21 protein-coding genes are annotated in these 20,865 nt (G+C 65.9%); 12 read left to right on the top strand and 9 right to left on the bottom strand.

Features of this window, described 5'->3' with window-relative positions:
• Nucleotides 1–21: 21 nt before the first annotated feature.
• Nucleotides 22–1,071, bottom strand: a complete 1,050-nt coding sequence (locus tag D6860_RS00550) for a substrate-binding domain-containing protein (RefSeq protein ID WP_076624609.1) — start codon at nucleotides 1,069–1,071, stop codon at nucleotides 22–24.
• A 277-nt stretch (nucleotides 1,072–1,348) separates the two neighbouring features.
• Here D6860_RS00550 and D6860_RS00555 point away from each other — a divergent pair, with 277 nt between their 5' ends.
• The gene (locus D6860_RS00555) at nucleotides 1,349–2,008 is read left to right on the top strand and encodes a hypothetical protein (protein WP_017469197.1); all 660 of its coding nucleotides are present in this window, start codon (nucleotides 1,349–1,351) and stop codon (nucleotides 2,006–2,008) included.
• 9 nt (nucleotides 2,009–2,017) lie between these two features.
• Here the strand turns inward: D6860_RS00555 and D6860_RS00560 are convergent, their stop codons facing one another.
• The 4 genes from D6860_RS00560 to D6860_RS00575 form a co-directional block, all read right to left on the bottom strand.
• Nucleotides 2,018–3,058, bottom strand: coding sequence for a sensor histidine kinase (locus D6860_RS00560; RefSeq protein WP_076625433.1), 1,041 nt, complete (start codon nucleotides 3,056–3,058; stop codon nucleotides 2,018–2,020).
• 115 nt (nucleotides 3,059–3,173) lie between these two features.
• Nucleotides 3,174–3,695, bottom strand: a complete 522-nt coding sequence (locus tag D6860_RS00565) for a gamma carbonic anhydrase family protein (protein ID WP_076624608.1) — start codon at nucleotides 3,693–3,695, stop codon at nucleotides 3,174–3,176.
• Complete coding sequence (gene gmk / locus D6860_RS00570; RefSeq protein ID WP_076624607.1) at nucleotides 3,692–4,333, bottom strand: guanylate kinase; 642 nt, start codon at nucleotides 4,331–4,333, stop codon at nucleotides 3,692–3,694. Before gmk ends, D6860_RS00565 begins: the two co-directional genes overlap by 4 nt.
• A 4-nt stretch (nucleotides 4,334–4,337) precedes the next feature.
• The gene (locus D6860_RS00575; RefSeq protein ID WP_076624606.1) at nucleotides 4,338–5,228 is read right to left on the bottom strand and encodes a YicC/YloC family endoribonuclease; all 891 of its coding nucleotides are present in this window, start codon (nucleotides 5,226–5,228) and stop codon (nucleotides 4,338–4,340) included.
• A 242-nt stretch (nucleotides 5,229–5,470) separates the two neighbouring features.
• On the opposite strand from D6860_RS00575, the gene D6860_RS00580 reads away from it, so the two are divergent.
• Entirely contained in the window at nucleotides 5,471–6,178 is a 708-nt protein-coding gene (locus D6860_RS00580; protein ID WP_076624605.1) for a PAS domain-containing protein, read from the top strand.
• A 129-nt stretch (nucleotides 6,179–6,307) separates the two neighbouring features.
• Here the strand turns inward: D6860_RS00580 and D6860_RS00585 are convergent, their stop codons facing one another.
• A complete protein-coding gene (locus tag D6860_RS00585) occupies nucleotides 6,308–7,219 on the bottom strand; it encodes a UTP--glucose-1-phosphate uridylyltransferase (protein WP_076624604.1) in 912 nt (303 codons plus the stop codon).
• Between the two features lie 435 nt (nucleotides 7,220–7,654).
• Between D6860_RS00585 and D6860_RS00590 the strand changes: the two genes are divergently transcribed.
• Genes D6860_RS00590 through ggpS form a run of 3 tightly spaced genes read left to right on the top strand, consistent with a single transcriptional unit; the run spans nucleotide 7,655 to nucleotide 11,067 of the window.
• Nucleotides 7,655–8,788: an NAD(P)H-dependent glycerol-3-phosphate dehydrogenase gene (locus D6860_RS00590; protein WP_076624603.1), complete on the top strand. Its 1,134-nt coding sequence runs from the start codon at nucleotides 7,655–7,657 to the stop codon at nucleotides 8,786–8,788.
• On the top strand, nucleotides 8,785–9,561 hold the full coding sequence (locus D6860_RS00595; protein ID WP_076624602.1) for an HAD-IIB family hydrolase: 777 nt from the start codon (nucleotides 8,785–8,787) through the stop codon (nucleotides 9,559–9,561). The genes D6860_RS00590 and D6860_RS00595 overlap by 4 nt, the downstream gene beginning before the upstream one ends.
• A 3-nt stretch (nucleotides 9,562–9,564) precedes the next feature.
• A complete protein-coding gene (gene ggpS, locus D6860_RS00600) occupies nucleotides 9,565–11,067 on the top strand; it encodes a glucosylglycerol-phosphate synthase (RefSeq protein ID WP_076624601.1) in 1,503 nt (500 codons plus the stop codon).
• 88 nt (nucleotides 11,068–11,155) lie between these two features.
• Here the strand turns inward: ggpS and D6860_RS00605 are convergent, their stop codons facing one another.
• The gene (locus D6860_RS00605) at nucleotides 11,156–11,593 is read right to left on the bottom strand and encodes a DUF4174 domain-containing protein (protein WP_017467596.1); all 438 of its coding nucleotides are present in this window, start codon (nucleotides 11,591–11,593) and stop codon (nucleotides 11,156–11,158) included.
• Nucleotides 11,594–11,729: 136 nt separating this feature from the next.
• Entirely contained in the window at nucleotides 11,730–13,100 is a 1,371-nt protein-coding gene (locus D6860_RS00610) for a class II 3-deoxy-7-phosphoheptulonate synthase (RefSeq protein WP_076624600.1), read from the bottom strand.
• 210 nt (nucleotides 13,101–13,310) lie between these two features.
• Between D6860_RS00610 and D6860_RS00615 the strand changes: the two genes are divergently transcribed.
• The 7 genes from D6860_RS00615 (at nucleotide 13,311) to D6860_RS00645 (ending at nucleotide 20,185) form a co-directional block, all read left to right on the top strand.
• Entirely contained in the window at nucleotides 13,311–14,321 is a 1,011-nt protein-coding gene (locus D6860_RS00615) for a GlxA family transcriptional regulator (RefSeq protein ID WP_188503335.1), read from the top strand.
• Between the two features lie 127 nt (nucleotides 14,322–14,448).
• Nucleotides 14,449–15,636 carry an ABC transporter substrate-binding protein gene (locus D6860_RS00620; protein WP_017467680.1) on the top strand — a complete coding sequence of 396 codons (1,188 nt, stop codon included), beginning with the start codon at nucleotides 14,449–14,451 and terminating at the stop codon, nucleotides 15,634–15,636.
• A gap of 99 nt (nucleotides 15,637–15,735) precedes the next feature.
• Nucleotides 15,736–16,515, top strand: coding sequence for an ABC transporter ATP-binding protein (locus D6860_RS00625; RefSeq protein WP_017467679.1), 780 nt, complete (start codon nucleotides 15,736–15,738; stop codon nucleotides 16,513–16,515).
• Between the two features lie 73 nt (nucleotides 16,516–16,588).
• Complete coding sequence (locus D6860_RS00630; RefSeq protein ID WP_076624599.1) at nucleotides 16,589–17,413, top strand: ABC transporter ATP-binding protein; 825 nt, start codon at nucleotides 16,589–16,591, stop codon at nucleotides 17,411–17,413.
• 111 nt (nucleotides 17,414–17,524) lie between these two features.
• On the top strand, nucleotides 17,525–18,535 hold the full coding sequence (locus D6860_RS00635; RefSeq protein ID WP_076624598.1) for a branched-chain amino acid ABC transporter permease: 1,011 nt from the start codon (nucleotides 17,525–17,527) through the stop codon (nucleotides 18,533–18,535).
• Nucleotides 18,532–19,821, top strand: a complete 1,290-nt coding sequence (locus tag D6860_RS00640) for a branched-chain amino acid ABC transporter permease (protein WP_076624597.1) — start codon at nucleotides 18,532–18,534, stop codon at nucleotides 19,819–19,821. Before D6860_RS00635 ends, D6860_RS00640 begins: the two co-directional genes overlap by 4 nt.
• 124 nt (nucleotides 19,822–19,945) lie before the next feature.
• Complete coding sequence (locus D6860_RS00645; protein ID WP_076624596.1) at nucleotides 19,946–20,185, top strand: hypothetical protein; 240 nt, start codon at nucleotides 19,946–19,948, stop codon at nucleotides 20,183–20,185.
• Between the two features lie 9 nt (nucleotides 20,186–20,194).
• Here D6860_RS00645 and D6860_RS00650 read toward each other — a convergent pair whose 3' ends face one another.
• Nucleotides 20,195–20,815: a helix-turn-helix domain-containing protein gene (locus D6860_RS00650; protein WP_076624595.1), complete on the bottom strand. Its 621-nt coding sequence runs from the start codon at nucleotides 20,813–20,815 to the stop codon at nucleotides 20,195–20,197.
• Nucleotides 20,816–20,865: the final 50 nt, after the last annotated feature.

Consider the following 20,865-nt stretch of genomic DNA (forward strand, 5'->3'; position numbering starts at 1 on the left):
GAAATCAGGCGCAGGGCCTGATTACATGCTTTCGCCCATGGTCACTTCGTCGGCAACCTTTTGCTGGGTCTCTGCCAGCTCGGGGTCGGACACGAGGCCGTAGTTGGCGAGCGGGCCGCTCGGGCCGGCAAGCTCGTCGGCGACGAAGAACTGTGCGTATTCCTTGAGGCCGGGGATCACGCCGATGTGGGCCTTCTTCACGTAGAAGAACAGCGGGCGCGACACGGGGTACTCGCCCGACGCGATGGTCTCGGTCGAGGGCTCGACGCCGGACATGGTGGCGACCTTCAGCTTGTCCTGGTTGTTCTCGTAGAACGCCAGCCCGAACACGCCGACGCCGTTCGCGTTCGCGTCGATGCGGGCGAGGGTCTCGGTGTAGTCGCCGTCGATGTCGACCGAGTGGCCGCCGTCGGTACGCACGTCGAGGCAGGCGTCCTCGGCGTCGTCTTCCGACATGCCGCCGTCGACCATCGCCTGCATGGCGCCGGTGTCTTCGCAGCCCTTCAGCAGGACCTTGTCTTCGAAGACTTCACGGGTGCCGTGCTTGGTGCCCGGGATGAACATCGCGATCTCGGCATCCGGCAGGTCGGAGTTGAACTCGGACCAGTTGGCATAGTCGTTGTCGACCAGCTCGCCGTCCTTCATCACCTTGGCGCCGATGGCGTTGTAGATGTCCGCCGGCTCGAAGGCGTCGAACGCGGGACCGCTCTGCTGGCTGGCGAAGACGATGCCGTCATAACCGATGCGCACTTCGATGATGTCGGTCACGCCGTTCTCGGCGCAGGCATCGATTTCCTTCTGACGGATGGCGCGCGACGCGTTGGCCACGTCGATGGTGTTCTCGCCGACGCCTTCGCAGAAGCGCTTGAGGCCAGCCGAGGAGCCGCCGGATTCCACGACCGGGGTCGGGTAATCGGTGTTCTCGCCAAAGGCTTCGGCCACGATCGAGGCGTAGGGCAGAACGGTCGAAGACCCGGCCACCTGGATGTTGTCGCGCGACTGGGCCGCGGCGGCAGTGGCGGAAACGGCAGCGATCGCCAGAGCCGAAGCGGTGAGTTTCACGGATTGCATGTCGTATGCTCCTGTCATTTGTGAGCGATCCCCTTCCCCTCGGAGATCTTGCGGGCACCCCTAGAGCCACGCCGCAATGCTTTTGTGACACTGACGTAACAGTTTAATGACAGCGTACATGATTTGTCGGAAACTTCGGATTGCCGGGCTGCTGATTGAGGTAAACGGCACGTTCTTGCCGACCTTGCGGCGGACGTCGACACGCGGCGGAGATTTTCGAGGAAGGAGCAAGACTCTGAAACAACGGGACTTTATAGCCGCATCCGCCGACCAGAACGTGATCTGGGTCGATCCGCTCTCGATCACGCGGCAACTTGGCAGCAAATGGCCAGTCGGCCAGGAAAAGCTTGCGCGGCTGCGGCGGCTGCTGCCCGGGCCGGTGGTGAATCTCGTCCGCTCGCCGATCAAGCGCGCAGAGCCCTTCGAGATTCCGCGGCGGTTCCTCGATCGAACGATGAGGGTCGAGGACACCCGGCGGCACCAAAGGCTCGAGAACCTGCTTGCGACCCGCGACGGCCCGCGCCGGAGCCTCTGGTTCACCGAGCTGACCGGCGACCTGCAGAGGAAGGGCGTCGCGTATTACAAGACCCGCCCGTTGCGCAGCGAGGCCGAGATCGACGCCTTCCTGCACCAGATGATCGCGCTTGCGGATGCGCTCGCGACGCGGGGGTTCGACCCACGTGCGACAGGTTACGAGTCTACCGCGGTCATCGACGCGGACGGGATGCTGGTCAAGACCGGCTCGGGCAATCACCGCTTCTGCCTTGCGCGCCTCGTCGGGCTCAGGCGCTTCCCGGTGCAGATCGTCGGGGCCCACGAGGACTGGCTACGCGCAAATGTTGCCGCCCCGGTGACGGTCGAGGCGGTCATCGACTGCCTGCCCGCCGTCGCCGCCCGTCATGCCGCCCCGGAACAGCCGCAGGAGGCCTGCGCCTGAGGCGCGGCCTCAGACCCGGCTTGGAAGCACCACGCGGAAGGTGGTGCCCTGCCCCGGCGCGCTCTCGATCCGCAGCCGCCCGCGGTGCCGATTGACGATGTGCTTGACGATGGCGAGCCCCAGCCCGGTGCCGCCCATCTCGCGCGAGCGGTGGTTGTCGACGCGGTAGAACCGCTCGGTCAGCCGCGGGATGTGGATGGGGTCGATGCCAGGCCCGCTGTCGGTCACGGTCAACTCGACACCCTCGCCCCGCAGACGCGGCTGGTAGGCCGGCTGACTGACCGCAAGGCGCACCTCGGAGCCGGTCCCCGAGTATTTCACACCGTTCTCGACAAGGTTGACGATGACCTGCCGCAGCTGGTCCGGGTCGCCGGGGATCTCCGGGGAGACCTCGGGAAGGTCCAGCGCGAGCGTTACGCCTGCCTCCTGCGCGAGCGGCGAGAGACCGTTCAGCACCGAGCGCAGCAGCGCGCCGAAGTCTACCATATCGGTCGGGCGCACGCGCTCTTCCGCCTCGACCCGGCTCAGCGACAGCAGGTCGCCCACGAGACGCTCCATCCGGCCGGCCTCGGCCTCCATGATGCCGAGGAACCTGTCACGGGCAGCGGCGTCGTCGCGCGCCGGCCCCTTGAGGGTCTCGATGAAGCCAAGCAGAGCCGTCAGCGGCGTGCGCAGCTCATGGCTCACGTTGGCGACGAAATCGCGGCGCATCTGGCCGGCCTGCTCGAGGTGCGTGACATCCTGAAAGGTCAGAAGCACACCGGGGCCGGATTCCAGGTCGACTGCGCGGCACGACACCTCGTAGGCCGTATCCTGGCGGCCGTCGCTCGTCAGGTAGCGCGGCAGGCGCGGCGCACCGTCCCGGAACGTGCCCTCGATGGCGTCGAGCAGCGTCGGCTGGCGCAGCGCGGTTATGAAATGGCGCCCCGCGAGATCCTTGCCCAAGAGGGCTTCGGCCTCGGCATTGCCGGCCGCGATCCGCTCGTCCCAGCGGATCAGCACCGCCGGCAACGGAATCGCGGCGACGAGCTGTCGCGCATCCGCTTTCATCATCACTCTCCCGCGCTGAGCGGCGGGCGCACTCGTCACAGGGGGGTTCCCCGAACCAAGGCCCGACCGACGGACCCCATGCAGACTGAATGTAACGTCTTCATGACGCGGTCGCCTAAAGCGCCTCGAGACCGGCGGCATACCGCCGGGCGTTGTCCTGATAGTGCTTCGCGGACTGGCGCAGGCCCTCGATGGCGGCATCGTCGAGCTGGCGGACTACCTTGCCCGGCATCCCCATCACGAGGCTGCCGTCGGGGATCTCCTTGCCCTCGGTCACCAGCGCGCCGGCGCCGATCAGGCAGTTCCGGCCGATCTTCGCGCCGTTGAGGATCGTCGCTCCCATCCCGATCAGGGAGTTCTCGCCGATGGTGCAGCCGTGCAGCATGACCTTGTGACCGATGGTGCAGCCGGCACCGATCACCAGCGGAAAGCCCATGTCGGTGTGGCACACGACGTTCTCCTGAACGTTCGAGCCGGCGCCCACGCGGATTTCCTCGTTGTCGCCGCGCAGCGTCGAGCCGAACCACACCGAGGCGGCCTCCTCGAGCACCACCTTGCCGATCAGGTTCGCGTCGGGCGCCACCCATGCGTTGTCCGCGATCTCGGGGCGCATCCCGTCGAGCCGATAGATGGTCATTCCTCGCCCTCCTCGAATTCCGCCTGCAGCCGGCGCACGTGGTCCAGCAACTGCGGCTGCTGCGTGCGGCGCAGGCGCGCCGCCGTCACGATACTCTTCAGCCGTTTCTCGGTCGCGTCCAGATCCTCGTTCACCAGCACGAAGTCATAGGAGCCCCAGTGCGAGATCTCGTCCCAGCTTTTCTGCATCCGCCGGTCGATCACGTCGGCGCCGTCCTGCCCGCGCATCTCGAGCCGCCGCTTCAGCTCGGCAATCGAAGGCGGCAGCAGGAAGATCGACAGCGTGTGCAGCGCCAGCTCGGAGTTGGTCATCTGCTGCGCGCCCTGCCAGTCGACGTCGAAGAGCACATCCTTGCCACCGATGATGGCATCACGCACCGGCCCCTTTGGCGAGCCGTAGAAGTTGCCGAAGACATGTGCGTGTTCGAGCATCTCGCCGTTGTTCACCGCGCGCTTGAAATTGGCCTCGGACATGAAGTGGTAGTCCTCGCCGTCCACTTCCCCCGGACGCGGCGCACGGGTCGTGGCCGAGACCGAGAAGATGATCGACGGATCCCATTCGCGCAGCCTGCGCGCCAGCGTCGACTTGCCGGCCCCGGAGGGCGACGACAGTATGATCAGAAGACCTCTACGGTTCATGGGGTTACTCCACGTTCTGGACCTGCTCGCGCATCTGGTCGATCACCGTCTTGAGCGCGAGACCGACCTGCGTCAATGCCGAAGATCCCGACTTCGAGCAGAGCGTGTTGGCCTCGCGGTTGAATTCCTGCATCAGGAAGTCGAGCTTGCGACCCACCGGGCCGGGCTCGGCCAGCAGCGCATGGGCCGCGGTCACATGTGCGCCCAGCCGGTCGAGCTCTTCGGTCACGTCGGATTTCACGGCGATCAGGGCAAGCTCCTGCGCGATGCGGCCCTCGTCGGCGCCGTCCACGTTTTCCATCACCCGCGCCAGCGCCGCGCGCATCCTGTCGGCCTGCTCGTCGCGGCGGGTCTCGACCACGCGGGCGGCCTCGGCCACCAATGTCTCGATCTCGGAAAGCTGGCCCGCGAGCACCTCGGCGAGCGCCGCGCCCTCGGTGCCGCGCATCGCGACGAAGTCGGCAAGCGCCGCGTCGAAGGTCTCCATCAGCGCGTTGCGCAGCGCCGCGATGTCGCGCTCGGTCCGGCCGGCGGCCATGACCCCGCGCAGCGCGACGATCTCGGCTGCGCTCGACGGCTCGAGCGCCAGGCCGCGCCGACCTGCCGCCGCCTCGATCCGCGCCATGGCGTCGAGCACGCGGCCAAGCGCGGCCTCGTCGAGATCGGCCGCCGCGTCGTCTTCCGCGCCCGCGATGCGCAGCGAGACCTGCACGTTGCCGCGCGCAAGCCGCTTGCCCGCGGCGGTGCGCACCAGCGGTTCGAGCCCCTCGATCCAGTCGGGCAGCCTGAGCCGCAGGTCGAGACCCTTGCCGTTGACGCCGCGCAGTTCCCACGTCCAGCGCAGCCCCTCGCCGTCCGCGCTCCGCGATGCAAACCCGGTCATCGACTGCCGCATTTCCGTCTCCTTCCGTCTGGATCGGCGCCGGATCACACCGGCGCGATGTCGCAACGGCCTACAGCCTGGCCCCGGGCAAGGCAAGCAAGGGCCGTGCGCCTGCGCCGTTAACCTTTTGGTCACAATTGGGGCGCAAATCCGCCGCATTTGAAGTAAGTTGAGTCTCGAGCCGAAAGGAATAGGTAGCTAGTTGGAACGGGGGCTCCGACCGCGCCGCGCAGAACTTGGAAGGAGTGCGGAAGATGTTCGGAAACGACCGAACCGGAACGGAAGTGGTGTCCATGACGGATCTCGAGAAACAGAAGCGCCTGGCACCGCTCCGGCTGCTCGAAACCTACTGGCGCAGCCTCGCCGACGAGACCGGAGAGATCCCGCTGCGGAGCCAGATCGACCCTCGCGGCATCGAAAGCGCTCTTGAATACGCTTTTCTTGCTGAACGTATCACCCCGAGCCTTGCCAAGCTTCGGGTGTCGGGCACGCATCTCAACGATCTCATGGGGATGGAAACCAGCGGGATGCCACTTTCGACGCTGTTCACCCCCGAGGCGCGCGACGCGCTCGGCGATGCGGTCGCCCGGGTGTTTTCCGAAGGCGCGATCGTCCGCATGAGACTCGATGCCGAGGAAGGCTTCGGAAAGGGCGCGCTCGACGCACATATGACACTGCTGCCGTTACGATCGGACATGGGCGACCTGACGCGGATGATCGGCGCGCTGGCCACGACCGGGCGGATCGGGCGGACCCCGCGTCGTTTCAGCATCGCCGAAACCGAGTTCCTCCCCGCATTTGGAGCGGGCCGGCCTGCGGCCCCCAACTATCGACAGGACGAGCGCCCCACCCCGGAGTTGTCGGAACCGCCAGCAGCGTTCCAGGCCGAACCGCCGCGAACTGCGCCCGACAGCCCGTCACGCAAGCATCCTCACCTTCGACTGATCGTCGACAACGACTGAACCTCGGCGGCAGGACACGGCACACGCTCACTCTCGAAGCGCGGTAACGCAAAAGACCCCCACCGTCCGGCACGGTGGGGGTCTTTTTTAACTTCACGATGAATCACTGCCGCCAAAGCGGAATGACTATCACTCTGCCGCGAGCGGGAGCTTGCGCTCTTCCTGCAGAACGCTGTCGAACTCGCTGCGCTGACCGGCATATGCAAGCGTCGCGCGCAGCATGCCTGCCTTCGAGCCGCAATCGTAGCGCTGACCGCTGAAGCGGAAGCCGCAGAGGCCGACGCGCTCGACGCCCTTTGCAATGGAGTCGGTGAGCTGAATCTCGCCACCCATTCCCGGCTCTTGCGTTTCGAGATCGTCGAAGATCGACGCATCGAGCACGTAGCGCCCCACCACCGCATGAAGGGAAGGCGCGACCTCCGGCTCGGGCTTCTCGACCATGCCGCTCGCGTTGACGCAGTTGCCGACCGGCTCGTCGATCGGGTCCAGAACGCCGTAGGCGCTTACCTCGTCACGGGCGACTTCCATGGTCGCAACCATGTGGCCCGCGTCCATCTTCTCGTAGGCTTCGATCATCTCGCTGATGCAACCCTTTTTGCCCATGATCAGATCATCGGGCAGGATCACCGCGACCGGCCCCGGCAGGACCTCGTCCTTGGCGCAGAGGATCGCGTGACCCAAGCCGAGCGGCTCGGGCTGCATGACGAAATGCGCCTGCTCCGAGGACGGGTCGATGGCATGATCGTCAAGGGTGTCGGCAATGCTGTCCTTGCCTTTCGCGCGGAGCGTCTTGCACAGCTCCTCGTCCTGATGGACGTAACGCTCGATGGCGGATTTCGAGGGGTGGGACACGAACACCATGCGTTCGATCCCTGCCTCGCGCGCCTCGTCGATCGCGAACTGCAGCAGCGGCCGATCGACGACGGGCAGAAGCTCTTTCGGGGTCGCCTTCGTGGCCGGCAGGAAACGCGTTCCGAGACCCGCCACCGGGAAGATTGCAGTGCGCACTTTCTGAGTGGACGTCGGGTTTCCGGTTGTCACGTTGTCATCTCCTTTGACTGTCGCACGCCGCAACGCGGCAATTGCGTAAGAGCTTATGCCCTTTTGGTTGATCTTCAAAAGAACGACTCTCGGCAAAATTTGGTTCCATCACGAAATCATTGTTTTTCGGTAGCTTACCTTTCGATTTCGATATGTAACACGACATTTTTTCGCCAAAAGTCATGTTGCAGCGCAGCGAAAAATCGAGTTTTTCCGGCATTTTCAATGTCAAACTGTCGCAACATGCGGCGATGCGGCGAAAAACGCGCACAACTATTGAGCAATTCTTGACCGGGGCATCTTCCGTGCCGAAAATCGGCTCCGAAACTTGGTGAGACGGAACCCAATGACTAGTATGACGTTAGACATCAAGCACAACACGGAGTGAGCCTTCTGCCGGCACACCCCTTATTCGAGGGACCACGGCACATTGTTATGGACGGACTGAACTTGGACATCCCGCCCGCACGCGGAACCGGCGACACGCCGCGACGCGCCGAACCTTACGCCCGCCTTGCCGTCATCGGCATGGGAAGCTGGGGCACCGCACTTGCCGCTGTCGCGGCATCTGCCGGCTGCGAAACCCGGCTATGGGGACGCCGAGAGAGCCTTGCGAAGGCGATGGCTGAAACACGGCAGAACCCCGAGCACCTTCCCGGTATCGACTTGCCCGCGACCCTGCATCCGACATCGGATCTGGCCGAAGCGCTCGACGGCGCCGAAGCGGTGCTCCTCGTCACACCGTCGCACACGCTGCGCGACATGGCGCGGGCGATGAAGCCGCACCTTCCCGAAGGCATCCCGATCGCGCTCTGCTGCAAGGGCATCGAGCGCGGCACCGGCTTCCTGCTAAGTCACGTCATCGAGGACGAGCTGCCAGGCCATCCGGTCGGCGCCCTGTCGGGCCCGACCTTCGCGAAGGAGACGGCGCTCGGACATCCCACGGCCGCGACGGTCGCCTTCCCCTTCCGCCACCATGACCGGATCGCGCCCGAGCGTGCCCCGGCGGCGCGCCTGGCGCTGACGATGCAGACCCAGAACTTCCGCCCCTACGTCTCCGACGACATCGTCGGCGTGGAAGTCGGCGGTGCGGTGAAGAACGTGATCGCGATCGCCTGCGGCATGATGACAGGCGCCGGTTTTGCCGAGAACACCCGCGCGGCGCTCATCACGCGCGGCATGGACGAGATGAAGTTGCTCGCGGAAGCCCTTGGCGGAAAACGCGAAACCGTGACCGGCCTTGCTGGCGCGGGGGACCTGACGCTGACCTGTTCGTCGACCACGTCGCGCAACATGTCGCTGGGCACCCAGCTCGGCCAGGGCATTGCGCGCGACGAATGTTTCGGCGGCAAGCCGACCGTGGTCGAAGGCGAGGTGAACGCCATCTCGGTGGTCGATCTTGCGCGTCGCGTCGGCGTCGAGATGCCGATCTGCGAGGCCGTCCACGCCATCCTGCACGAAGGCGCCCCGCTCGCCGAAACCTTCCGCGACCTCTGGGCCCGTCCCATCGAGGGCGAGCCCCGCGCGCTCGACATCACGCTTCACCCTCACGAGGGAGACCCCGCATGAGCTTCGATCATCCCCACAACCGCGACATCGCCGGCTGCCGGTTCGTTCTTGCAACGGATCTCGACGGCACCTTCCTTGGTGGCTCCGAGGAAGACAGGGCGCGTCTTTATGACTGGATCGAAGCCAACCGCGAGACCATCGGCCTCATCTTCGTGACCGGGCGCGACCCGAAGTTCATCGGCGAGCTCTGCGACGGCGGCGTGCCGTGGCCGGAATATGTCGTGGGCGACGTCGGCACCACCATCGCCCGGGTCGAGGATGGCAAGATCCACCCGATCGAGCCGCTTGAGGTGGAAATCGCCGAAACATGGGGTGACGCCGGCGACGCCGTGCGCGACCGCCTGCACGGGCACCCGGGCCTTACCCTTCAACCGACCGATTTCCGCTACCGCGTGAGCTATGATCTCGATCACGCGAATTTCGATGATAGCGCTCACGATATCGTCCGAGAGATGGGTCACGATCCTCTGGTTTCGGACAACCGCTATTTCGACGTGCTGCCGCGCGGCATCTCGAAGGGCCCGTCGCTGCGGCGCCTCGTGACCCACCTCGGGATCGAGGAAGGCCGCGTGCTGGCCGCCGGCGATACGCTCAATGACCTGTCCATGCTGCAATGCGGCCTGCAAGCCGTCGCCGTCGGTGGCTCCGAGGCCGCGTTGCTCGAGAGGGTGTCGGGGCTTCCGCATGTCCATACCGCCGAGGCCATCGGCGCCGCGGGCATTCTGGAGGCCGTCGAGGCCTTCAACCTCCACCCCCTTCCGAAAGGAGCATAAGTCATGCCCAGCGAACTGGTGATCGTCTATCATCGTCAGCCCTATGAAGAGGTCGAGGTCGACGGCAAGATCGAGTATCGCGCCAACAAGAGCCCGAACGGCATCGTCCCCACGCTCAAGAGCTTTTTCGGCAAGGTCGAGAATGCGGCCTGGGTCGCGTGGAAAGAAGCCGAGGACACGACGAACCCCGGGTTCGAGCGCGTCATCCAGATCGAGGACAGCTTCGGGAAATACACCGTCTCGCGGCTGCCGCTGACAGCGGCGCAGGTGAAGAGCTTCTACCACGTCACCTCGAAAGAGGCGTTCTGGCCGATCCTTCACGGCTTCAAGGAAAAGTACAACTACGACCCGGTCGACTGGCCGACCTTCAAGGAGGTCAACTGGGCCTTCGCCGAGGCCGCCGCCTCCGAGGCCGCAGAGGGCGCGAGCGTCTGGGTGCACGACTACAACCTGTGGCTCGTGCCCGGCTACCTGCGGCAGATGCGTCCCGACGTGCGGATCTCGTTCTACCACCACACGCCCTTCCCGCCTGCCGACATGTTCAACGTGCTGCCGTGGCGTGGCGAGATCATCGACTCGCTTCTGGCCTGCGACGTGGTCGGCTTCCACATCCCGCGCTACGCCTCGAACTTCGTGAGCTGCGTGCGTTCGCTGCGTGATGTCGGCAGCGTGCCGCGGATCAAGGTCGAGGACGACATGATGTCCGAGGGGTCCGCCCTGTCGGACCGCACCGTGCCGACCGAGATCCACTGCGACGATCACAAGGTGCAGCTTGGCGTGACGCCGGTCGGGGTCGACGTTGACTACATCAAGAGCCTCGCGGCGTCGGAAGAGACCGACAAGATGGCGGACCGCTTCCGCGAAGAGATCGGCCACACCCGCGTGCTGCTCTCGGTCGGTCGGACCGATTATACCAAGGGCGGCGCGGACCAGTTGCTGGCGTTCGAGCGTCTGCTCGAACGGCGGCCGGATCTTCGCGGCGTGGTGCGGCTGCTGCACGTGTCGGTGCCCGCAACCCGCGGCATGACCGTCTACGAGCCGATCCAGAAAGAGCTGGAAGAGATCGCGGGGCGCATCAACGGTCGTTTCGGCAGCTTCACTTTCCAGCCGGTCGCGCTCATCTCGCGCGCGGTGCCCTTCACCGAGCTGGTCGCCTGGTATCAGGTTGCCGACGTCGCTTGGATCACCCCGCTGGCCGACGGCATGAACCTTGTCTGCAAGGAATACGTGGCGGCGCGCAAGGACGGCGACGGCGTGCTCGTGCTGTCGGAATTCGCCGGGGCCGCGGTCGAACTGGGTGCAGCCGTTCTGGCCAACCCGTTCTCCAGCCGCGCGATGGATTTCGCCATCGACATGGCGCTCGACATGCCCGAGGCCGAGCGCCGCGCCCGGATGGAACTGCTGCGTGCCTCGGTCGAGAAGCGCGATACCCGCCACTGGGCGAAGGATCAGCTGACCCTGCTGTCGCCCGGCGATTTCGGCGGTGACGCCTCCGAGGCCGCCTGACCGCACGACACACGGAACCATGAAACGAGAACGGGCTGCAATTTGCGGCCCGTTTCTTTTTCAGTTTTCATCTGAATGACCTAGCCCGTCAGTTGGCCATCTCGTTACGACGCATGGGCATGCCGTCGATCAGCGAGAACAGCGTTTCGGGATCGAGCACCTCCTCCTGCTCCAGCTTGATGCCTCCATCCTTGCCGACGAGAACGATCCTGAAACCACCGGGCTGGAACCCCTGCCGCAGCGGCGACGGCGTGTCGGCGTCCAGATCGCTCAGGACCACGATGTCCCGCTCGGCCAGCGCATCGACCTGTGCGCGTAAAAGTTCCATCTGACGGCTGTAGGCGGGATCATCGCGCGAGGGTGCAAAGATCAGCACCGGGCGCTTTTCCCAGCGCAGGTCATTCAGATCGCGCGCGTCACCGGGCAGGTCCCGGAAAAGGTCTGGCGACGCGTTAGCGGCGCTGGCGGCAAGTGCACCGGCCATCACGGCGACCCCGAGTTTCGTCCTCATGCGGACACGGCCCATCGCGGTTCTCCATCTGTTGCGAGGCATCGCAGTCCTACGCGCAGACGCACGGACGGTTCCCGGCGGCCCCATCACGAAAAAGAACGGCGCCCCGTGAGGCGCCGTTCGAAAGACTTCCGCGTGCGGAAAACCGGGCTCAGCCGGCCGCGACCGCTGCCTGCCGCTGATGCAGCGCCGTGAGTTCCTCGGCCACGAGGAACGCCAGCTCGAGCGACTGCGAAGCATTAAGGCGCGGATCGCAGGCGGTGTGGTAGCGGTCGGAAAGGTTGTCCTCGGAGATCGCGTAGACGCCGCCGGTGCATTCGGTCACGTCGTCGCCGGTCATCTCGAAGTGCACACCGCCCGGGATCGTGCCCTGGTCCTTGTGGACGGCGAAGAACTCGCGCACCTCGCGCAGCACCGCGTCAAACGGGCGGGTCTTGAAGCCCGAGCCCGACTTGATGGTGTTGCCGTGCATCGGATCGCAGACCCACAGCACGTTGGCGCCTTCGCTGCGCACCGTCTCGATCAGGCGCGGCAGGTGCTCGGCGACCTTGCCCGCACCGAAGCGGGTGATCAGCGTGAGCCGGCCCGGATCGTTCTGCGGGTTGAGCTTGGCCATCAGCACCTTGAGGTCTTCGGGCGTCATCGAGGGGCCGCACTTGAGCCCGATCGGGTTCATCACGCCGCGCGCGTATTCGACATGCGCGCCGTCGGGCTGACGGGTGCGATCGCCGATCCAGATCATGTGGCCGGAGCCCGCGAGCCATTTGCCCGAGGTCGAGTCGACGCGGGTCAGCGCCTCTTCGTATTCCAGCAGCAGCGATTCATGGCTGGTGTAGAAGTTCACCTGGTGCAGCGCCGCCGAGCGGTTGCTGTCGACACCGGCCGCCTTCATGAAGTCGAGCGTGTCGCTGATCCGGCCCGCCATCTCGCGGTAGCGCGCGGCCTTCTGGCCCTCGGTGAAGCCGAGCGTCCACTGGTGCACCTGGTGCACGTCGGCGTAACCGCCCGTCGAGAAGGCGCGGATCAGGTTCAGCGTCGCCGCCGCCTGCGTGTAGGCCTGCAACATCTTCTGCGGGTTCGGGATACGCGCCTCGGGCGTGAAGGCCAGCTCGTTGATGATGTCACCGCGGAAGCTGGGCAGCTCGACGCCGTCGACGGTCTCCGTCGGGGCCGAGCGCGGCTTGGCGAACTGGCCCGCCATCCGGCCGACCTTCACCACCGGCACCTTGGCGCCGTAGGTCAGGACCATCGCCATCTGCAGCATCACCTTGAAGGTGTCGCGGATCGCGTTGGCGCTGAACTGGTCGAACGCCTCGGCGCAGTCACCGCCCTGCAGCAGGAAGGCCTCGCCACGCGACGCCTTGCCGAGTTCGTCACGCAGCCGGCGGACTTCGCCCGCAAAAACCAGCGGCGGATACTTCGAAAGCTGAGCCTCGACGGCTTCAAGCGCCGCCTGATCCTGATACTCCGGCATCTGGATCCGGGGCATGTTTCTCCAGCTCGATTTGCTCCACTCGCTCATGGCTTCCTCTCCCAAGGGGTCCTCGTTGGCGAAAACGTCTTGCGCCTATACATAATCGAAAGCTCGATGGCCATAGGAAATGGCCATCATCTCTTGACGCGTTTTCCGTTCTCTGCCCATGTGATTGAACCGCGTTTGGCGGGCATGCCCACCCATGCAGTCGAACGCCCTGAGAGAATTGAAGAAACAGCAAGTCGAGACGAGGTCGGAATGCCTTTGCCGCGCAACTCTTCCGAGGGGGCCCCGCAGGCGCGACCGCGCCGCTTCGTCTTTGTCCTTCTGCCCGAGTTCACGCTGCTGAGTTTCGCCGCCGCGCTCGAGGCGCTGCGGATCGCCAACCGCATGGCCGGCCGGCAGGTCTACGACTGGCTTCTCACCGGCGACGGCGGCGGCATGACGCGCTGCTCGGCGGGCACCGAGTTCATGCTCGACGGCGACCTGCCCGAGCTTACGCGTGACGACACCGTCCTCGTCTGCGGCGGTATCGATGTCGCGGCCGGCACCACGAAACGTCTCATGAACTGGCTGCGCCGCGCGGCCCGTCGCGGGGTCACCATGGGCGGGCTCTGCACCGCCGCCTGGACACTGGCCGAGGCCGGGCTGCTCGACGGCAAGCGCGCCACCATCCACTGGGAGAACCACGACGGCTTCGGGGAGGAATTCCCCGAAGTCACGCTGACCAAGTCGGTCTTCGTGGTCGACGGCAACCGGATGTCGACCGCCGGCGGCACGTCCTCGATCGACCTGATGCTCAAGATCATCGCCGACGACCACGGCGAAGAGCTTGCCAACGCCGTCGCCGACCAGCTGATCTACTCGTCGATCCGCACCGACCAGGACACGCAGCGCCTGTCCACCCCGACCCGCATCGGGGTGCGCCACCCCAAGCTCGGCGAGGTCATCAAGCGGATGGAGGCCAACATCGAGGAGCCGATCTCGCCCGCGCTGCTCGCCAAGGAAGTCGGCATGTCCACCCGTCAGCTCGAACGGCTGTTCCGGCGCTACCTGAACCGCTCGCCCAAGCGCTACTACATGGAGCTTCGGCTTCAGAAGGCGCGCAACCTGCTGATGCAGACCGACATGAGCGTGATCAACGTGGCGCTGGCCTGCGGTTTCGCGAGTCCGTCGCATTTCTCGAAATGCTATCGCGGACACTACCAGACCACCCCCTACCGCGAGCGCGGAACGCAGGGTGGAAAGTCGCCCCAACCCGACGGATGAGCCCGTCCGCAGCCCCGGTGCCGCAGATGTGCGACCCTACGGAACCCGCGGCCCGGCACTCTTTTCTTTTCGCAAGGGCGCGCATAGTCTGCGGCCCGAACAACAAACCGACAAGGGAGAACCTGACATGAAGAAGTGGCTTCTGGCTTCGGCCGCGACCACCCTGCTCGCCGCGGGCGCCGCTCACGCCCAAGAGGCGAAGATCGGGGTAATCCTCGGCTTCACGGGTCCGATTGAATCGCTGACCCCGGCCATGGGCGACAGCGCCGAACTCGCGCTTTCGGAAGTCAACGATGCCGGCACCTTCCTCGAGGGTGTCACGCTGACGCCGGTCCGTGCGGACTCGACCTGCATCGACAGCGCCGCGGCCACCGCCGCCGCCGAACGCCTGATCACCACCGACGGTGTGCTCGCCATCATGGGCGCGGACTGCTCGGGCGTGACCGGCGCGATCCTGTCGAATGCCGCCGTGCCCAACGGCGTGCCGATGATCTCGCCCTCGGCCACCTCGCCGGCGCTGTCGAACGCCGACGACAACGGCCTGTTCTTCCGCACCGCGCCGTCCGACGCCCGCCAGGGCGAGGTGCTCGCCAGCATCCTCGGCGAGCGTGACATCTCCTCGGTCGCGGTGACCTACACCAACAACGACTACGGAAAGGGCTTCGCCGACAGCTTCGCGGCGGCCTTCGAGGAGACCGGCGGCGAGATCACCCTCTCGGCCCCGCACGAGGACGGCAAGGGCGACTACTCGGCCGAGATCGGCGCGCTGGCCTCGGCGGGCGGCGACGTCCTCGTGGTGCTTGGCTACTCGGACCAGGGCGGCAAGGGCATGATCCAGGCGGCGCTCGACACCGGCGCCTTCGACACCTTCGCCATGGGTGACGGCATGTACTCCGACGCCCTGCTCGAGGATCTCGGCAGCGCCCTCGAGGGCAGCTTCGGCTCGGTGCCCTGGGCCCAGGGCGAAGGCACCGAGGCCTTCACCAAGATCGCGACCGACGCCGGCATCAATGCCGAGGGCTCCTACACCCGCGAAAGCTACGACGCCGCGGCGCTGATCGCGCTCGCGATGATGAAGGGCGGCGAGGCCTCCTCGGCGGCAGTTGCAGCGAACGTCATGGACGTCGCCAACGCGCCGGGCGAAGAGATCCTGCCGGGCGAACTCGGCAAGGCGATGGAAATCCTCGCCGACGGCGGTGACATCGACTACGTCGGCGCCACCAACGTCGAGCTCGTGGGCGAAGGCGAAGCGGCAGGCACCTACCGCTACTACGAGATCGAGGACGGTGAATTCACCACCGTGTCGTTCAAGTAAACACGCCACAGCACTGATCACGGGCAGCCCGGGGTATGATCCCCGGGCTGTTTCAACTAGAGAACAGGCACCGCAAAAGGGGCCGATGGGGATGGGACATTGATCCGGGTCGAAAACCTGCACCGCCATTTCGGCGGATTCCGCGCCGTCGACGGCGCGACGCTCGAGATCGCCGACGGCTCGATCACCGGGCTGGTCGGCCCGAACGGCGCCGGCAAGTCGACGCTGTTCAACGTGATCGCCGGGGCGCTGCCGCCCACGAGCGGCACCGTCATCATGGATGGCGAGGACATCACGGGACTGCCGCCGCACACGCTGTTCCACAAGGGCCTGCTGCGCACCTTCCAGATCGCGCACGAGTTTTCCTCGATGACCTGCCGCGAGAACCTGATGATGGTGCCCGGCCGGCAGGCGGGCGAGAGCCTCTGGAACGCGTGGTTCGGCCGCGGACGGATCGCGCAGGAGGAAGAGGCGCTTCTGAAGAAAGCCGACGAGGTTCTTGATTTCCTGACGATTTCGCACCTCAAGGACGAGAAGGCGGGAAACCTGTCCGGCGGTCAGAAGAAGCTGCTGGAGCTCGGCCGCACGATGATGGTCGACGCCAAGATCGTGTTTCTCGACGAGGTCGGCGCGGGCGTGAACCGGACGCTGCTGAACACCATCGCGGACACCATCGTCCGGCTCAACCGGGAGCGCGGCTACACCTTCTGCGTGATCGAACACGACATGGATTTCATCGGCCGCATCTGCGACCCGGTCATCGTCATGGCCGAGGGCAAGAAGCTGGCCGAGGGCACGCTCGACCAGATCAAGGCCGACGAGGCGGTGATCGAGGCCTACCTGGGCACCGGGCTCAAGAACAAGGAGGCGGCGGGATGAGACCTGCGCGTCGCGGTGGGGGCGCTGCCCCCACACCCCCGAGGTATTTTCAAAGAGAAGAAGAGGCGGGCGCATGAGCAGCGGCGTTTACGATGATCGCGGCAATCGCGACCGCTCGATCGCCAACGCGGACGGCATGGGCAGCGCGATGCCGGTGAACGAGGGCGGCAAGGCGCATCCGGCGCCGGCGGGTCCGTTCCTGATCGGTGAGGCGATGACCGGCGGCTACGGTCGGGGCGCGGACATCCTGCACGCCTGCACGATCGCCGTCGACCGCGGCGAGATCGCGGTGATCGTCGGTCCCAACGGGGCCGGCAAATCGACCGCGATGAAGGCGGTCTTCGGCATGCTGTCGCTGCGCGAGGGCGCGGTGCGGCTCGACGGAGAGGACATCACCGAGCTCACGCCGCAGGCGCGCGTGCGCAAGGGCATGGGCTTCGTGCCGCAGACGCACAACATCTTCACGTCGATGACCGTCGAGGAGAACCTCGAGATGGGGGCCTTCATCCGCGACGACGATTTCCGGAGCACGATGGACCAGGTCTACGAGCTGTTCCCGATCCTGAAGGAAAAGCGCCGGCAGGCGGCGGGCGAGCTGTCGGGCGGGCAGCGCCAGCAGGTGGCCGTGGGCCGCGCGCTGATGACCCAGCCCAAGGTGCTGATGCTCGACGAGCCCACCGCCGGCGTGAGCCCCATCGTCATGGACGAGCTCTTCGACCGGATCATCGAGGTCGCCCGCACCGGGCTGCCGGTGCTGATGGTCGAGCAGAACGCGCGCCAGGCGCTGGAGATCGCCGACAAGGGCTACGTGCTGGTCCAGGGCCGTAACGCCCACACCGGCACCGGCAAGGAGCTGCTGGCCGACGCCGAGGTGCGCCGCAGCTTCCTTGGCGGCTGAGCGAGGAGGCCCCGACGAGATGTATTCCGAGATGACAACGACCTTTGGTCCGGCCTGCCGCCGGCTCGCGGACGACCCGCGCGGCAGCGGACCCTGCGGAGGGCGGCCCTGATGGACTTCCTCAACGCCCTCGTGGCGCTTTCGAACTTCGTGCTGATCCCAGCGATCGCCTACGGCAGCCAGCTTGCGCTCGGCGCGCTCGGGGTGACGCTGATCTACGGCATCCTGCGGTTCTCCAACTTCGCCCATGGCGACACGATGGCGATCGGCACCATGGTGACGATCCTCGCGACATGGGGGTTGCAGGCCATGGGCGTGAGCCTCGGGCCGCTGCCGACCGCCCTGCTCGCCATTCCCGCCGGCATCGCCGGGGCGGCGCTGCTGGTGCTGCTCACCGACCGCTTCGTCTACCGCTTCTACCGCGAGCAGAAGGCCAAGCCGGTGATCCTCGTGATCGTGTCGATGGGCGTGATGTTCATCTACAACGGCGTGACGCGCTTCATCATCGGCCCCGACGACCAGCGTTTCGCCGATGGTGAGCGCTTCATCATCAATGCCCGGCAGTTCAAGGAGATGACCGGCCTCGACGAGGGGCTCGCCCTGAAGTCGACGCAGGGCATCACGCTGATCACCGCGGTGATCGTCGTGGCGCTGCTGTTCTGGTTCCTCAACCACACCCGCACCGGCAAATCCATGCGCGCCTATTCCGACAACGAGGACCTGGCGCTGCTTTCCGGCATCAACCCGGAACGCGTGGTGATGGTGACCTGGCTGATCGTCGCGGCGCTGGCGACCGTCGCCGGCACGCTCTACGGGCTCGACAAGAGCTTCAAGCCGTTCACCTACTTCCAGCTGCTGCTGCCGATCTTCGCAAGCGCCATCGTCGGCGGCCTGGGCAGCCCTCTGGGCGCCATCGCGGGCGGCTTCATCATCGCCTTCTCGGAGGTCGGCATCACCTACGCGTGGAAGAAGGTGCTGTCCTACATGCTGCCCGAAAGCCTCGAGCCGTCGGGACTCGTGCAGCTCATGTCCACCGACTACAAGTTCGCCGTCAGCTTCGTGATCCTGATCATCGTGCTGCTGTTCCGGCCCACGGGTCTCTTCAAGGGGAAATCGGTATGAGGACGCTCGGTCTCTTCGCCCTCGTCGCCGTGCTGATCCTCGGCACCGGCTTCATGCAGAGCTGGAACTCTGCGCTGATCATCCTGAACATGGGGCTGGTGAGCGCGATCATGGCGCTGGGGGTCAACCTGCAATGGGGCCTCGCTGGGCTGTTCAACGTGGGCGTCATGGGCTTCGTGGCGCTCGGCGGGCTTGCCGTGGTGCTGACCTCGGAGACGCCGGTGCCCGCCGCCTGGTCCGCCGGCGGCTGGCGTGTGCTGGGCGCGCTGCTCTTCGGGCTCGCCGCCATCGCCGCCTGCGTGGCCGCCTGGAAACGCCTGCGGCGGGGGCGCCGCGGCTGGGCCGTGGCGGCGATCGCCATCGCGGGGTTCTTCGTCTACCGCGCCATCCTCGACCCCGGCGTCGAGGCGGTCGAGGCCGTGGACCCTGCCGCGACCGGCTTCCTCGGCGGGCTCGGCCTGCCGGTGCTGCTGGCCTGGCCGGTGGGCGGCCTGCTCGCCGCGGGCGTGGCCTGGGTGATCGGCAAGACCGCGCTGGGGCTGCGATCGGACTACCTCGCCATCGCCACGCTGGGCATCGCCGAGATCATCATCGCGGTGCTGAAGAACGAGGACTGGCTGTCGCGCGGCGTGAAGAACGTGATCGGCCTGCCGCGCCCGGTGCCCTACGAGATCGACCTGCAGAACGACCCCGGCTTCGTCGAGAGCGCGGCGGGGCTCGGGCTCGATCCGACGACTGCCTCGACCCTCTACGTCAAGCTCGGCTACTCGGTGCTGTTCACCGTGGTTCTCGTGGTGCTTCTGGTGCTGGCTCAGCTTGCGCTGAAATCGCCCTGGGGCCGCATGATGCGCGCGATCCGCGACAACGAGGAAGCCGCCGAGGCGATGGGCAAGGATGTCACCGCGCGGCACCTGCAGGTGTTCATCCTTGGCTCGGTGCTCTGCGGCATCGCCGGCGCGATGATGACCACGCTCGACGGACAGCTCACGCCTTCGAGCTACCAGCCGCTGCGCTACACCTTCCTGATCTGGGTGATGGTGATCGTCGGCGGGTCGGGCAACAACCTTGGCGCGGTGCTGGGCGGCTTCCTGATCTGGTTCCTCTGGGTGCAGGTCGAGCCGATGGGCCAGTGGCTGATGAGCGTCGTCACCTCGGGCATGGCCGATGGTTCGGCCATCAAGGCGCATCTTCTGGGCAGCGTGCAGCACATGCGGCTGCTGACCATGGGGGTGATCCTGCTGGTGGTGCTGCGGTTCGCCCCGCGCGGGCTTTTGCCCGAGCGCTGATAAGGCGACCTTAAGACTTCACAACGCATTCTGCCGCGGGGCCCCGGCCCCGCGGCTTTTTTGCGGGTTTCCGCTTCCGGTCCAGACAACCGGAACGGAGGGACGCGACATGCGTTGCGAAGGTATGAGCTATATGGATTGGAACCGCATCACCCGGAACTGGAACCGCGCGTCGCAGCGGTTGCAGGACCGTTTCCCCGACACCGACCCTGACATCCTGTCAGCGCCGCCGCCCGATCTCGATCACGTGGCACGGCATGTAGCAGAGCGGCATGATCTGACCTACGCGGAAGCGCTGGTCGAGGTTCAGGACCTGTTCTTTGCCGAAAGCCTGCCCGAGCCGGTCCGACAGAAGGTCGCCTGAAACAGGCGTTCAGCCCAGCGAGGTAACCCAGAGGATCGTCGCATCCTCGGGGCTGACCGAGACGACGTTGTGGCCCATGCTCGCGTCGTAATAGGCGCTGTCGCCTCGTTTCATCTCGATGGGTTCGTAAAACTCCGTGTAGAGCCGGATGACCCCGGTGAGGACGTAGAGGAACTCCTCGCCGTCGTGGCGGACCCAACCGTCGAACTCTTCCATGCTCCGTGCCCGCACGCGCGCGCGGTAGGGAAGCATCTTCTTCTTCGTCAGGCTTTCGGCCAACAGCTCGTGCTCGTAGGTCACCGTCGCCTGATGAAGCCCTTCGCCGTCGCGGGTGTGAACCATGCGCCCCGACACCTGGTCCTTTTTGGGGGGCGTAAACAGCTGCGGCACGCCGATACCGAGCCCCACGGCGAGCTTCTTGAGCGCGTCGAAGGTCGGAGACATCTGACCATTTTCGATTTTCGACAGCGTGCTGCGCGCAAGCCCCGCCTGCTTTGCCGCCTGCTCGAGCGTCCAATCGCGCGCCTTGCGCAGTTCCCGCACCCGCGCTCCCAGATCAAGCGGTTCGGCCGAGGCATCCTCGCCGGTTTCCCGGGCCAGCCGGATCAGGGTTTTGGGGTCGCGCGACATGCGCAATCCTATAGGACCGGGGTCCCGGGCTTGCAACAGCGCCCGCGCGG

The sequence above is a fragment of the Salipiger sp. D13 genome, assembly GCF_003703915.1.
Taxonomy (GTDB): Bacteria; Pseudomonadota; Alphaproteobacteria; order Rhodobacterales; family Rhodobacteraceae; genus Salipiger; species Salipiger profundus.

What these genes read in the sequence shown, in the direction of transcription:
- D6860_RS00630 (WP_076624599.1), top strand. Translation starts at nt 16,589, where the DNA reads ATGAGCAGCGGCGTTTACGATGATCGCGGCAATCGCGACCGCTCGATC.
- D6860_RS00635 (WP_076624598.1), top strand. Translation starts at nt 17,525, where the DNA reads ATGGACTTCCTCAACGCCCTCGTGGCGCTTTCGAACTTCGTGCTGATC.
- ggpS (WP_076624601.1), top strand. Translation starts at nt 9,565, where the DNA reads ATGCCCAGCGAACTGGTGATCGTCTATCATCGTCAGCCCTATGAAGAG.
- D6860_RS00645 (WP_076624596.1), top strand. Translation starts at nt 19,946, where the DNA reads ATGAGCTATATGGATTGGAACCGCATCACCCGGAACTGGAACCGCGCG.
- D6860_RS00590 (WP_076624603.1), top strand. Translation starts at nt 7,655, where the DNA reads ATGGACGGACTGAACTTGGACATCCCGCCCGCACGCGGAACCGGCGAC.
- gmk (WP_076624607.1), bottom strand. Translation starts at nt 4,333, where the DNA reads ATGAACCGTAGAGGTCTTCTGATCATACTGTCGTCGCCCTCCGGGGCC.
- D6860_RS00640 (WP_076624597.1), top strand. Translation starts at nt 18,532, where the DNA reads ATGAGGACGCTCGGTCTCTTCGCCCTCGTCGCCGTGCTGATCCTCGGC.
- D6860_RS00580 (WP_076624605.1), top strand. Translation starts at nt 5,471, where the DNA reads ATGTTCGGAAACGACCGAACCGGAACGGAAGTGGTGTCCATGACGGAT.
- D6860_RS00610 (WP_076624600.1), bottom strand. Translation starts at nt 13,100, where the DNA reads ATGAGCGAGTGGAGCAAATCGAGCTGGAGAAACATGCCCCGGATCCAG.
- D6860_RS00650 (WP_076624595.1), bottom strand. Translation starts at nt 20,815, where the DNA reads ATGTCGCGCGACCCCAAAACCCTGATCCGGCTGGCCCGGGAAACCGGC.
- D6860_RS00620 (WP_017467680.1), top strand. Translation starts at nt 14,449, where the DNA reads ATGAAGAAGTGGCTTCTGGCTTCGGCCGCGACCACCCTGCTCGCCGCG.
- D6860_RS00550 (WP_076624609.1), bottom strand. Translation starts at nt 1,071, where the DNA reads ATGCAATCCGTGAAACTCACCGCTTCGGCTCTGGCGATCGCTGCCGTT.
- D6860_RS00575 (WP_076624606.1), bottom strand. Translation starts at nt 5,228, where the DNA reads ATGCGGCAGTCGATGACCGGGTTTGCATCGCGGAGCGCGGACGGCGAG.
- D6860_RS00565 (WP_076624608.1), bottom strand. Translation starts at nt 3,695, where the DNA reads ATGACCATCTATCGGCTCGACGGGATGCGCCCCGAGATCGCGGACAAC.
- D6860_RS00615 (WP_188503335.1), top strand. Translation starts at nt 13,311, where the DNA reads ATGCCTTTGCCGCGCAACTCTTCCGAGGGGGCCCCGCAGGCGCGACCG.
- D6860_RS00605 (WP_017467596.1), bottom strand. Translation starts at nt 11,593, where the DNA reads ATGGGCCGTGTCCGCATGAGGACGAAACTCGGGGTCGCCGTGATGGCC.
- D6860_RS00595 (WP_076624602.1), top strand. Translation starts at nt 8,785, where the DNA reads ATGAGCTTCGATCATCCCCACAACCGCGACATCGCCGGCTGCCGGTTC.
- D6860_RS00560 (WP_076625433.1), bottom strand. Translation starts at nt 3,058, where the DNA reads ATGAAAGCGGATGCGCGACAGCTCGTCGCCGCGATTCCGTTGCCGGCG.